The organism is Bacillus sp. SYZHCR11 (assembly GCF_057196865.1).
In genome coordinates, this window is sequence record NZ_JBXUND010000001.1 from 407,878 (window position 1) to 421,821 (window position 13,944).

The following is a 13,944-nucleotide window of genomic DNA, read 5'->3' on the forward strand; positions in this document are numbered from 1 at the left end:
CCAGCTGCCTGAAAACAGGAATGAAACCAACTGGAGGGATATGAATGTCAGAATTCAAACAACAGGAGTTGTTCTGGGGCCGAATGTTTCACACGGAAGACCGTCCCGGTGCATTCCCTTCGTTTCAAGTGTCCGACTCAACAGTAAAGCGTGATATAACAAGCGGATCTGACTGTATTCACAGTTCATTGAGTGCGGAGGTATCACGGCGCATCCTGACCATGACGAACCAAACGCCAATGGCCGTCTATCTGGTTCTCCTGGTCGGAATTGAATCCCTTTTATACAAATACACGGGGGATGAGGGAGTGATTACAGGGGTTCCAACCTTTGAAGACGAAACTGATGAAGATCTTCGTTCAGACCAGCTCATGTTAATCAAACAGCATATCAATTCCGGCAGTACGTTTAAATCAATTTTCCATGAATTGAAACATACGCTGGACGAAGCGATCTTATATCAGGACGTTCCCTTTGATAAAATGGCCGGACAGCTGAGGCTGAACTACAATGCAAATCATTTGCCGATCATCCATACAGTTGTTTCACTAGAGCAAATTCATTCTGATGGTTTCATAGAAACGGCTGCTGCAGATGCTTTATTTCAGTTTGCTATGGGTGAAGACTTGATTGACCTAAAATTATGTTTTAATGAACAAGTCTATGACCGTCAGTATATGATGCAGGTGCTCGGACATTTAAACCGGCTATTTTCTGTCATATTATTTCAGCCTGACCTCCCCCTCGGCCAAGTGGATATTTTGCCAGAATCGGAGACACATACACTTCTCGTTGACATTCAAACTGCGAAAACTGAATATCCGCGGGATAAGACGGTTTATCAGTTATTCGAAGAACAGATGAAACGAACACCGGATCAAGCAGCCGTTATTTACGGAGAAAAGCAATTCACATATCGTCAGCTCAATGAACGTGCCAATCAATTAGCCCGAACGTTAAGGAAAAAGGGGGTAAAGACGGACCGGCTCACTGCAATTATTTGCGAGCATGAGATCGAACTGGTCGTGGGAATACTGGCCGTTTTAAAAGCGGGAGGGGCCTATGTGCCAATTGATCCGGATTATCCGAAGCATCGCATACAGTATATAGTAGAAGACTCCCAAGCTGATATCATCCTGACGCAGAGCCATCTTCAAAAACAGTTGGAACTTGCGGGCACAATGGTTTTCCTCGATCAGGAAAGCTCTTACCACGAAGACGGCTCTGACCTGGAACCGATCAGCAATACGAAGGATTTGGCTTATGTCATTTATACGTCAGGCTCCACAGGCAAGCCTAAAGGAGTGGCAATTGAGCATCAGGGCTTAACCAATTATATTTGGTGGGCCCGCCGGGTCTATGTCAAAGGGGAAAAAACCAACTTTCCCCTATATTCGTCCATCGCTTTTGATCTGACGATAACGTCTGTTTTCACTCCGCTAATTACAGGAAATTCCATTATTGTCTACGGAGGAGAAAACAGTGCTGCCTTGCTTGATTGCATTATTCAGGATTCAAGGACGGATATTATCAAGCTGACCCCGGCGCACTTGCAGTTATTGAAAGAGATGAATATCCCTGCTGAGTGCACCATTCGGAAATTGATTGTCGGCGGTGACAATTTAAGCACGCGGCTCGCCCGTAGCATCAGCGGGAAATTCGGCGGAAAAATCGAAATTTTTAACGAATACGGGCCTACAGAGACAGTCGTCGGCTGTATGATTTATTCCTTTGATCCGCAAAACGACAGACGGGAATCAGTGCCGATCGGAACCGCCGCGGACAACATGAACATTTTCGTGCTGGATAAGAGCATGAAGCCGGTGCCGGCCGGCGTTCCGGGAGAAATCTATATCAGCGGGGACGGCATCGCCAGAGGATACTTGAACAGAGCGGAATTAACAGCAGAAAGATTTTTGCAGCACCCCTTTGTGCCAGAGGTGAAAATGTACCGGACGGGAGATTTAGCAAGGCGGCTCCCGGATGGAAATATTGAATATTTAGGCCGGATCGACCACCAGGTGAAAATCCGCGGTTACCGCATTGAAATCGGGGAAGTCGAATCCGCATTTTTCCAAATACCGCCGATTCAAGAAGCTCTCGTTACGGCACAAGAAACCAACGGGGAAACATCCTTGTGCGCCTATTATACCGCACAGCATTCTTTAACCGCAGGCGAAATTCGGGAGCGCCTGTCCCGGCAACTTCCGTCCTATATGATCCCTGCTTATTTTGTACAGCTGGCAGCGATGCCGCTTACTTCCAACGGAAAAATAGATCGTCAGGCTCTGCCTGCTCCAACGGGAAATCTCACTGGAAATCCTTATACAGCTCCGCGGACAAAACTGGAAAAAATACTGGCCGGGGTGTGGGAATCCGTATTAGGCGCAGAACAGGTCGGAATCGATGATCATTTCTTTGAGCTGGGAGGAGATTCGATTAAGTCGATTCAGGTGACCTCAAGCTTATATCAAGCCGGGTATAAGCTTGACATCAAACACTTGTTCAAACACCCGACGATCTCCGGGCTTGCTCCTTTTATTGAGCCCATTACCCGAATCGCAGAACAAGGGGAGATCAAAGGCCGTACCTTATTGACGCCGATTCAGCATTGGTTTTTCGCCCGGCAATACCCTGATCCGCATCATTATAATCAATCTGTCATGCTTTATTTTAAAGGGGGTTTGGACGAATCGAAGCTTCAGAAAGTCATGAAGAAGATTGCCGAGCATCACGATGCTTTGCGCATGGTCTATGTTCAGGGAGATCATGAATACGAAGCCAGAACCCGCGGGATCAGTGAAGGAGAATTATTCAGCCTCGACGTGTTCTCTTTACTCGAAGAAAACAACCCTGCCGAAACGATAGAAACGATAGCAAATGACATTCAGCAATCCATCCATTTAGCCGATGGACCGCTCATGAAACTGGGATTGTTTCAATGTCAGGATGGCGATCATTTGCTGATTGCGATTCATCATCTGGTTGTAGATGGCGTATCGTGGAGGATTTTACTTGAGGATATAACGTCAGCTTATGAGCAGCTCCAAAACGGAGAAGCGCTCACGCTCCCTAAGAAGACGGATTCCTATCTGTTATGGGCTGAACGATTGAAACGTTATGCAGAAAGTCCGGAATTTGAAGCAGAAAATCATTATTGGCTTGAGCAGAAACATATCTCGCAACACAAATTGCCAAAGGATAATGAGCAGGAGACCGGTCTGGCCGAAGACCGGGAAACGATCATCGTCCAATGGACAGAGGAAGAAACCGAGCATTTATTAAAAAAATCGAACAGGGCCTATACGACTGACATTAATGATTTATTGCTGACCGGACTCGGAATGGCTGTTCATCGCTGGACGGGGCATGAAGAAATTCATGTTCATCTGGAAGGACACGGCAGGGAATCTATTTTTCAAGACGTTGATATTTCACGTACAGTGGGCTGGTTCACAACCCAATACCCGGTTTCTCTTCAAATCCAGGCAGACCGGGACATCTCCCAGCGGATTAGGACGGTGAAAGAACAGCTGCGTCAGATTCCCCAAAAAGGAATAGGATATGGCCTGATGAAATATTCGTCCGATCATCCGAAGGCATCAGAATGGACCGGACATCCGGAAATCAGCTTCAATTACCTCGGACAATTTGATCAAGATTTCGAAAATGGAGGAATCGAAGTATCTCCTTACTCCGGAGGGAAAATTGCAAGCGACAGACATCCCATTGCCTATACGCTTGACATTAACGGCATGATCTCAGACGGCCGGCTGTCATTGGCCATCAGTTACAGCGGTAAACAATATCGAAGAGAAACGATGGAAACATGTGCAGCTCTCTTAAAGAACAGCCTAAAAGAAGTCATCGAACATTGCGCAGCTCAAGAAGACATTCGCCTGACGCCAAGCGATATCTCACTGAAGGACATAACAATCGAGGAATTAGATCAATTTGTTCAGCAAACACAGCATATCGGCGAGATTGAAAATATATATCCTTTAACTCCCATGCAGAAAGGTATGCTGTTCCATAGTTTAATCGATTCGGCTTCCAGAGCTTACTTTGAACAAGCCGTTTTTGATCTCAAAGGCGACTTGGATATCGAGGCATTTACAATGAGTTTGTCGCAGCTGACGGAAAGACATGAGATTCTCCGGACTCATTTTTATACAGAATGGAAAGATCAGCCTTTGCAGATCGTATTCCGAAAAAAACCGATCGAAATAACTGTTGAAGATATTCGAAGCATGAAGAATAAACAACGAAACGAGTTCATTGCCGGCTTTGTACAAAAAGATAAGGCAAGAGGATTCGACCTTACCCAAGATGCATTAATGCGCGTATCAATCCTTCGTACAGAGGATGACCAAGTCCGATTGATATGGAGCTTCCATCATATTTTAATGGATGGCTGGTGTCTGCCTCTTATTACGAATGAAGTTTTTGAAACCTATTATGCGATTCTTGATAGAAGAAAAGCGGAGCGGGAAGTCGTCACCCCGTACAGCCGATATATCGAATGGCTGGAAGACCAGGATCATAAGCACGCTTCAGCCTATTGGCAAAAATATTTGGACGGTTATGAAGGACAAACTGTTTTACTGAAAGAACCTGTCTCAAACCAAGCCAAGGGATATCAAAAACAAAGGCTTGCATGCCGGCTCGGAAAACAGCTGTCAGAAGAAATCAGACAGACTGCAAGCAAGCATCACGTCACCGTGAATACGTTCATTCAAAGTGCGTGGGGACTATTGCTGCAAAGGTACAACAACAGTCAGGATGTCGTTTTCGGGTCGGTTGTATCCGGCCGCCCGGCAGAAATTCCGGGTATCGAGTCCATGGTCGGCTTATTTATCAACACCATTCCCGTCCGTATTACCGCTCAGCCTGGAATGACTGTGGAACAAGTGTTGAAAATGAGCCAGGAGCAGGCATTGGCTTCTCAAGGGTATGATACATTTCCGTTATATGAAATTCAGGCTCAAACCGAACAAAAGCAGCAGCTGATCAGTCATATCATGGTATTTGAAAATTATCCGGTCGAGAAACAAATGGAGCATATGAAACCGAATCGTGACGCGCTGGACATTATCAATTTCCATATGGAAGAGCATACCCATTACGATTTCAATTTCATTGTCATGCCCGCGGGAGAAATCGACATTCATTTTGTATACAATAGCAACGTCTATGATCATGCAAGTGTCAAGCGGATGGAAGAGCATTTTATGCAAATCATTAAGCAGATGGTGAACAGTCAGGCGATTCGCGTCCAAGACTTGGATATACTTACGGGGGATGAACGTTCGCTCCTTATAGAGGCATTTAATGATACGGAAGCAGATTATCCAAAGGAAAAGACGCTTCATAAATTGTTTGAGGAACAAGCACAGCGTACGCCTGATCAAACGGCTGTCGTATACGGGGAAAGCCAGCTGACATACCGGGAACTGAATGAAAGAGCCAATCAACTTGCCCGGACATTGCAATCAGAAGGCGTGCAGCCGGATCAGCCGGTCGGGATTATGGCCGAACGTTCCTTGGAAATGATCGTAGGACTCTTCGGAATCTTAAAAGCCGGCGGCGCGTATGTGCCGATCGATCCGAGCTATCCGGAAGAACGGATTCACTATATATTGGAGGATTCGGATACGAAGCTGTTGTTAGTACAGAGTCACTTGAGGAAAAGCGTGCCTTTTACGGGAAAAGTGCTTGACCTGGAAGATCCGCGATTCTCTTGGGAAGATGGTTCAAACTTGAAACAGACGGCCGGACCGAATCACTTAGCTTATGTTATCTATACTTCGGGATCAACAGGCCGACCGAAAGGGGTTATGGTGGAACACCGATCCGTAATCAACCGTCTCGTTTGGATGCAGAAACATTACCCGCTGGATAAGCAGGATGTCATTCTGCAAAAAACCCCAATCACCTTTGATGTATCGGTGTGGGAATTGTTCTGGTGGTCGATGACTGGTTCTAAAGCAGTATTGCTTCCAAACGGAGGAGAAAAGAACCCTGACGTCATCTTAGATACGATTGCGCAGAAAAATGTCACCGTTATGCATTTTGTGCCTGCGATGCTGCATGCTTTTCTTGAGTCCATGGAGCAGAAATCCGAAGAGGAATTAAAGAGAAAGCTGGCGTCATTAAAATATGTATTTGCAAGCGGCGAGGCTTTGACGCCTGCGCACGTTGCCGGGTTTCATCGCTTGATCACACCGGCGGGTGAGGCTCAAATCATCAATTTATACGGGCCGACCGAAGCGACGATCGATGTATCGTATTTTGAATGCGAAGCGGGAGAAACGCTTAACTCAGTTCCGATAGGTAAACCGATTTCCAACATTCAATTGTATATCGTACACCCCGAATCGGAATATTTTCAACCGCTCGGTGTGGCAGGAGAGCTGTGTATCGCCGGAGACGGGCTCGCACGGGGCTATTTGAACCGCCCGGAGCTGACGGCTGAGAAGTTTGCAGCTCACCCATATGAAGCAGGGAAGCTGATGTACCGTACAGGCGACTTGGCAAGATGGCTGCCTGACGGCAATATCGAGTATTTGGGAAGAATTGATCATCAAGTGAAAATCCGAGGCTACCGGATAGAACTCGGCGAGATCGAAGCATCTTTACTACAACTCGATGCTGTCAAAGAAGCGGTCGTCATCGCGATTGAAAAAGAGGGCTCAAAACAGCTGTGCGCTTACTTGTCAGGAGACGAGTCATTAAATACGGCGCAGCTGAAGCGTCATTTGCTGAACAATCTGCCCACGTATATGATTCCGGCTTATTTTGTACAAGTAGAGAAGATGCCGATAACTGCTAATGGAAAAATCGATCGAAAAGCGTTGCCGGCTCCTGAGGGAAATAGGCTTACCGGAACCGAATACGCAGCGCCAGGAACGTTAATTGAAAAGCAGCTGGCCGATATATGGAAGGATATTTTAGCTCTGCCTGACCCCGGGATTAAAGATCACTTCTTTGACGTTGGCGGCCATTCACTTAAAGTATTGCAGCTCATTCATCAAATTAACGCCAGTATGGGAATCAACATGCATTATCAAGCCGTATACGATTTTCCTACCATCGAAACAATGGCACGCGCCATTCAAGCGGCCGTTTTCGAATCCGAGACGGATAACGTATTCGTCAAGCTGAATCAGGAAGATTCAATCCCTGTGTTCTGTTTCCCGCCTTTAATCGGGTATGGACTCGTTTATAATGAAATGGCGAAAAGACTTGACGGCGTCAGCACCATCTATGCCGCTGATTTCTTAGAAGATCCGTCTCATGGGAAAGAGATCGTTGACCGGTATGCAGAGAGCATGATAAGCATTCAAGAACAAGGGCCTTTTGTTCTGCTTGGTTACTCTTCCGGATCGAATTTGGCTTTTGAGGTTGCCAAAGCCTTAGAAAAGCGGGGGCGCACCGTATCTGATGTGATTATGCTGGATTCTAAAATCACCGATTCGGTAACTCATTTATCGGAAGAGGAAATCCAAGAGATCGTCCATCTGAATATGGACATTATTCCGGACTACTACAGAGAAATATTAACCATTCCTTCGATTAAGGATAAAATCAGAGGCTATCTTGCGTATCACAATGAACTGATCAATTCCGGCGCCGTTAACGCCAACATCCATCATTTGCTATGCGGCGATGTAACCGATGATAGGGGCTGGACACAATCAACAGCACAGCATTATCTTGAGTACAAATTAAAAGGAGATCACGTGACGATCTTTGAACCTCACAATATCGAAGAAAATACGGATGCAATTCGATCTATTATCAAAAGGATTGAAGAACGGCATCATCACGGACTTGTTCTTGAAGAACAACTGTCAATAGGATCGTTTGCTGGCGACACGAAGTTTGACAAAATGTAAGTGATCAAGTGTAAAACGCCGCTGGCCTGGCACTCAGCGGCGTTTTTTATTAAAAAGGCGAGAGTCATACTCCTGTGTTCGCAAGTTACTCCAGAGCCGTTCTCCATGACCGGTTGTCATCAAATGGTAAAAAAATCATCATACATTTTAAGGAAAAAGAAGGATGTCAAGTTATTAGAAAAAAGTGTAGCGTATGTTTATGGGTACTAGCTCTATTATTGAGTTGCTTCACTGCGGAGTCTGCTTTTTACTGCCGGTACTGCAATTTGTTCTCAAATGGTAAAAGTTCCCCGAATTTAAAGAAAAAGGAGGAGCGTTAAGTTATGTGTAAAAAATGTTGCGTATGCCTATGGGTCCTTGCTTTATTATTGAGTTGCTTCACTGGGAAGTCTGCGTATGCTGCCAGCACTCCAATTGCAAAACATGTTGGGAATTCAAATCCGCTTATCGACCATCATCTGGGCGCGGATCCGTTTGCGCTGACCTATAACGGAAGAGTCTACATCTATATGTCAAGCGATGACTATGAATATAATAGCGACGGCACGATTAAGGATAATTCATTTGCCAATTTGAATAAAATATCCGTCATATCTTCAGCGGATATGGTGAACTGGACAGATCACGGAGCGATTCCCGCAGCGGGTGCCAATGGGGTGAATGGCGGCCGGGGGATTGCTAAATGGGCAGGAGCATCATGGGCCCCGTCAACCGCGGTGAAAAAGATCAACGGTAAGGATAAATTTTTCCTTTATTTCGCAAACGGCGGCGGAGGTATCGGGGTTCTCACCGCAGACAGCCCGACCGGTCCGTGGACAGATCCGATCGGAAAACCGCTGGTGACGCCAAGTACACCAGGAATGTCCGGTGTTGTATGGCTTTTTGATCCGGCAGTATTCGTAGATGATGACGGTACCGGTTACCTATATGCCGGCGGAGGCGTTCCGGGCGGTTCAAATCCAACGCAGGGACAATGGGCCAATCCTAAAACAGCAAGAGTCATGAAATTAGGGCCTGATATGACCAGTGTTGCCGGAAGTGCATCTACGATTGATGCGCCTTTTATGTTTGAAGATTCGGGAATGCATAAGTATAACGGAAAATATTACTATTCCTATTGTATCAATTTCGGGGGCGCGCACCCGGCCGATAAACCTCCAGGTGAGATCGGTTATATGACCAGCTCAAGTCCTATGAATTCTTTTTCGTATAGAGGGCACTTTCTGAAAAATCCGGGAGCATTTTTCGGGGGCGGCGGGAACAATCACCATGCTGTTTTCAATTTTAAAAACGAGTGGTATGTGGTGTATCATACTCAAACTGTCAGCTCCGCTCTTTACGGGGCCGGCAAAGGATACCGTTCTCCCCATATAAATAAGCTTGTGCATAATCCAGATGGATCCCTGCAAGAGGTAGCGGCAAATTTTGCAGGTGTCAAACAGCTATCCAACTTGAATCCATATAACCGGGTAGAAGCGGAAACGTTTGCCTGGAACGGACGGATTTTGACAGAGGCATCCTCAGCACCCGGCGGGCCGGTCAATAATCAACATGTCACAAACATTCATAACGGAGACTGGATTGCTGTAGGAAATGCAGATTTCGGGTCAGGCGGTGCCAGGACGTTTAAAGCAAATGTAGCGTCCGCTCTCGGCGGAAAAATAGAAGTGCGACTAGACAGTGCAAACGGTAAGCTTGTCGGAACCTTGAATGTCCCTTCCACAGGCGGAACGCAATCCTGGAGAGAAATAGAAACTGCGGTAAGCGGCGCATCCGGTGTTCACAACGTATTCTTTGTATTTACCGGAACTGGTACAGGAAACTTGTTTAATGTTGATTACTGGCAGTTTACACAAAGATAAGCAAAGGTACGTTTTCTAAGTCTATAAAAGACAAATGAAGGAGAGGAAAAAATGATGTCGAGCGTAAAAAAACCAATTTGTGTATTATTGGTATGTTTCACAATGCTGTCCGTCATGCTCTTAGGACCGGGAGTTACTGAAGTTTCAGCAGCGAGTGATGCAACAGTTAATATATCTGCAGATAGACAAGTGATTCGCGGTTTTGGAGGAATGAACCACCCGGCTTGGATTGGAGACTTGACTGCGGCTCAACGGGAGACCGCTTTTGGCAATGGACAGAATCAGTTAGGTTTTTCGGTCTTAAGAATTCATGTAGATGAGAATAGAAATAATTGGTACAAGGAAGTGGAGACTGCAAAGAGTGCGATCAAACACGGAGCAATCGTTTTTGCTTCCCCTTGGAATCCGCCAAACGATATGGTTGAGACTTTCAATCATAATGGTGACACATCAGCTAAGCGGCTGAGATACGATAAGTACGCCGCATACGCACAGCATCTTAACGATTTCGTTAATTTCATGAAGAGTAATGGTGTGAATCTGTATGCGATTTCTATGCAGAACGAGCCTGATTACGCTCACGAATGGACATGGTGGACGCCTCAAGAAATCCTGCGTTTCATGAGAGAGAATGCCGGTTCCATTAATGCCCGTGTGATTGCGCCGGAATCATTTCAATACCTGAAAAATATATCGGACCCCATTTTGAACGATCCGCAGGCGCTTAGGAATATGGATATCCTCGGAACCCACCTGTACGGCACTCAGGTCAGTCAGTTTCCTTATCCTCTTTTCAAACAAAAAGGAGCGGGGAAGGACCTTTGGATGACGGAAGTATACTATCCGAACAGTGATAACAACTCGGCGGATCGATGGCCTGAGGCTTTAGGTGTTTCAGAGCATATTCATCATTCAATGGTAGAGGGAGATTTTCAAGCTTATGTGTGGTGGTACATCCGCAGATCATACGGCCCGATGAAAGAAGATGGGACGATCAGCAAACGCGGATACAATATGGCTCATTTCTCAAAATTTGTGCGCCCTGGCTATGTAAGGATTGATGCAACGAAAAATCCTGAGCCGAATGTTTATGTGTCAGCCTATAAAGGAGACAATAAAGTTGTGATTGTTGCCATTAATAAAAATAACACAGGGATCAACCAAAACTTCGTGTTGCAGAATGGGTCTGCTTCGCAAGTATCCAGATGGATCACGAGCAGCAGCAGCAATCTTCAACCTGGAACGGATCTCAAAGTAACGGATAATCATTTTTGGGCCCATCTGCCGGCTCAAAGCGTGACAACATTTGTTGTAAAGCGTTAAAGGCATCAGCATTGCATTAAGCCAATTTTCTTACTTGGAAAAGAAAATTGGCTTATTTTCTGTGGGAGAGAATGTTGATTTTTTAACGATACACGGACATTGGGTATAATAATGACAATGACTTCAAGGAGTGATCAATATATGTCACGGCTTCACAGCAAAGTATTAATCATAGACGATGAAAAAGAAATTTTGGAACTGATCAAAACCGTATTAATAAGAGAAGGCATTGATCGCGTAGTGACCGCTTCAACTGCCCGTGACGGATTGGCTCAATTTCATCAAGAAAATCCCGATCTTGTGATATTGGATATCATGCTGCCAGACGGTGAAGGCTATGATATCTGCAAGCAAATAAGGGACATTTCACACATTCCTATTATCTTTTTGTCTGCAAAGGGGGAGGAAACGGATAAAATTGTAGGACTTGCCATCGGCGGGGACGACTACATTACAAAACCTTTCAGCCCTAAAGAAGTCGCATACCGGGTCAAAGCGCAGCTGAGACGGGTCTCTTACTTACAGCCTTCTCAAACCGGAACCGTGATAAAAAAAGGGACATTTGAATTAAACCAACAACAAGCCGAGCTCACCAAAAATGGAGCGGCTATTGAGTTAACACCTAAAGAACTTATGCTTATGGCCTATTTTCTGCAGCATCCCAATCGGGTGATCAGTAAAGAAACACTCTATCAAGCTGTATGGGGAGAAGACTTTTTCGGTTCTGACAACACGGTGATGGTTCATATACGCAGGCTCCGTGAGAAAATAGAAACTGTCCCATCAAAACCAGACTTTCTCGTCACTGTGAAAGGGTTAGGCTACAAATTTGTTGTAAAGGATGCGTAAGGATGAATTGGCGATTAACAGGCAGATACATGGTATCTGTCATCATAGTGACCATCATTACAGTCTTCATTAATTTATTTATTTTTATGTTTTGGCTCGTTTTCCAGGCGAACACCCAACATGACGAAGAAAGTACACCGGAAACTTTCACAAGATCATTCGGACAATATGTCACGTTATCGAACAATGGTATCACAGTAAACAAAGAGGGACAAAAAGCTTTAAAAGAGCAGAATGCATGGATTCAAATATTAGATGAAAACGGACAGGATGTTTATCATGATAGAGAACCTAAAGGACTGAAGAAAAAATATACGCCTATTGAAATTGTAAATTTACATAAATATAAGGATGAACAATTATTATCAACCATTTACGCCGGCGGAAAAAAAGTAAACGGCAAGGAGTACAGTTACTTTATTGGGTTTAAAAATCCCTCTCTCGGAAAATTTGTCCTCTCATATGATACCAAGGAATTTGTGACGAAGTTCAATACAGGAACCATCATATTATTATCAATAGATGCATTGATCGCGTTACTCATTGGCTATCTATTCAGCCGGCAGCTCACAAAACCGCTCGGCCGTGTCATCCAAGGAATCCAGCGGTTAGCTAATGGAGATTATACGATCAAAATGAAATCCAAAGGCATTTATAAAGATGTCTTCTATAATGTCAATCACTTATCGGAACAACTATCTTTAAGCAAAAAAGAAAAAGATAAATTAGAGCAAATGCGTGAAGAGTGGATCAGTCATATTTCTCATGACATTAAAACACCATTAGCATCTATTCAAGGCTATGCAGAAATCATCAAAGATCCGAATTATCATCTCACAGTCGAACAGATCAGAGATTACGCCCGGATCATTGAGAGTAAATCGCTCTATATGAAAGATGTGATGGAAGATTTAAATTTAACGACAAGGCTGAAAAACAACGATGTGATGTTAAATAGAGAACGGGTAAACCTTGTATCGCTGCTGCGGGAAACGTTAATTGATATTTTAAACGATTCGAGATATGCGGATAAGTCCATTGAGCTTCAAACGAACCTGGAAAAGCTGATGCTGAACCTTGATGCGATATTGATTCGGAGAGCGGTCACGAATCTCATTTTAAATGCCCTCGTTCACAATGATCCCGATGTGAAGATCGTTGTACAGCTTGAACAAAAAGAACGAACTCATGTGACAATTAAGGACAACGGCAAAGGGATAGAAGAAGAGGAGCTGGAAAAAGTGTTTGACCGCTATTACAGGGGGACAAATACAGGAACGACGCATGCAGGCTCTGGTCTCGGAATGGCCATAGCAAAGGATATTATCCAAAAGCACGGAGGGGACATCACCATTCACAGCACCGCGGGAGAAGGGACAACGATAGATATACAATTATCATAATGGCTATACAAAAAAAACGGTTCTGCTGATTAATAACAGAACCGTTTTTTCCTATTGTTCCGAAAACACTTTGATTCCTTTGACAATGTTCCAAATGAAAAAATAGATCGCCACAAGGAATGTAACAGCATAAGTCGCAAGCAGGAAAGGCCCGGCATGTCTGATATCATTCATACCAAGTAAACCTGAAGCGATGATGCCAATTCCAAAAATCAAATAAGGAATCAGATGCGTCCACAAAGATTTTTTCGCATGTTCTTTCACATCGTCCCGGCTTAAGAAATAGACGATAATCGGAAACAGAAACGGCGCAAAAAATATACTGAAGTAACATAATGAAGACAAAATTTTATTTTCTCTCAAACCTTTTCACCTCTATGATTTATTGAAGGGGGAATTCTTCTGGCTGAATCCCACACTGAAGTACAATCTTATTGTACAACTCCAACCTTAACCCGTATTAATCCGAACCTTACATCAACCTTAAATTAACAAGGACGGGCAAGGGCTCGTCTTATTACAATCATAAGATTCAATGCCATATTGAGACTCATCACATTTAGCGCGTCTACGTCAGAAATACATTTAATTTTTCGACTCGATTGAAAA

Annotated in this window: 6 protein-coding genes; 5 read left to right on the forward strand and 1 reads right to left on the reverse strand. The window is 44.5% G+C overall.

The features are described from left to right. Nucleotides 1–44: 44 nt before the first annotated feature. From AC2CGA_RS01870 to AC2CGA_RS01890, 5 genes are all read left to right on the forward strand, one after another. On the forward strand, nucleotides 45–7,898 hold the full coding sequence (locus tag AC2CGA_RS01870; RefSeq protein WP_484480110.1) for an amino acid adenylation domain-containing protein: 7,854 nt from the start codon (nucleotides 45–47) through the stop codon (nucleotides 7,896–7,898). Between the two features lie 323 nt (nucleotides 7,899–8,221). Beyond that, a complete protein-coding gene (locus AC2CGA_RS01875) occupies nucleotides 8,222–9,760 on the forward strand; it encodes a glycoside hydrolase family 43 protein (protein ID WP_484480111.1) in 1,539 nt (512 codons plus the stop codon). A 51-nt stretch (nucleotides 9,761–9,811) separates the two neighbouring features. After that, nucleotides 9,812–11,083, forward strand: a complete 1,272-nt coding sequence (gene xynC, locus AC2CGA_RS01880; RefSeq protein ID WP_044053249.1) for a glucuronoarabinoxylan endo-1,4-beta-xylanase XynC — start codon at nucleotides 9,812–9,814, stop codon at nucleotides 11,081–11,083. 141 nt (nucleotides 11,084–11,224) lie between these two features. After that, the gene (locus AC2CGA_RS01885) at nucleotides 11,225–11,932 is read left to right on the forward strand and encodes a response regulator transcription factor (RefSeq protein WP_060657278.1); all 708 of its coding nucleotides are present in this window, start codon (nucleotides 11,225–11,227) and stop codon (nucleotides 11,930–11,932) included. A 2-nt stretch (nucleotides 11,933–11,934) separates the two neighbouring features. Next, on the forward strand, nucleotides 11,935–13,335 hold the full coding sequence (locus tag AC2CGA_RS01890) for a sensor histidine kinase (protein WP_044053247.1): 1,401 nt from the start codon (nucleotides 11,935–11,937) through the stop codon (nucleotides 13,333–13,335). Nucleotides 13,336–13,386: 51 nt separating this feature from the next. Here AC2CGA_RS01890 and AC2CGA_RS01895 read toward each other — a convergent pair whose 3' ends face one another. Next, nucleotides 13,387–13,698: a magnetosome magnetite crystal formation protein family gene (locus tag AC2CGA_RS01895; protein ID WP_014305088.1), complete on the reverse strand. Its 312-nt coding sequence runs from the start codon at nucleotides 13,696–13,698 to the stop codon at nucleotides 13,387–13,389. Nucleotides 13,699–13,944: the final 246 nt, after the last annotated feature.

Excerpts from the sequence above, each read along its gene's own strand:
- AC2CGA_RS01870 (WP_484480110.1), top strand. The coding sequence starts at position 45 with ATGTCAGAATTCAAACAACAGGAGTTGTTCTGGGGCCGAATGTTTCAC.
- AC2CGA_RS01875 (WP_484480111.1), top strand. The coding sequence starts at position 8,222 with ATGTGTAAAAAATGTTGCGTATGCCTATGGGTCCTTGCTTTATTATTG.
- xynC (WP_044053249.1), top strand. The coding sequence starts at position 9,812 with ATGATGTCGAGCGTAAAAAAACCAATTTGTGTATTATTGGTATGTTTC.
- AC2CGA_RS01885 (WP_060657278.1), top strand. The coding sequence starts at position 11,225 with ATGTCACGGCTTCACAGCAAAGTATTAATCATAGACGATGAAAAAGAA.
- AC2CGA_RS01890 (WP_044053247.1), top strand. The coding sequence starts at position 11,935 with ATGAATTGGCGATTAACAGGCAGATACATGGTATCTGTCATCATAGTG.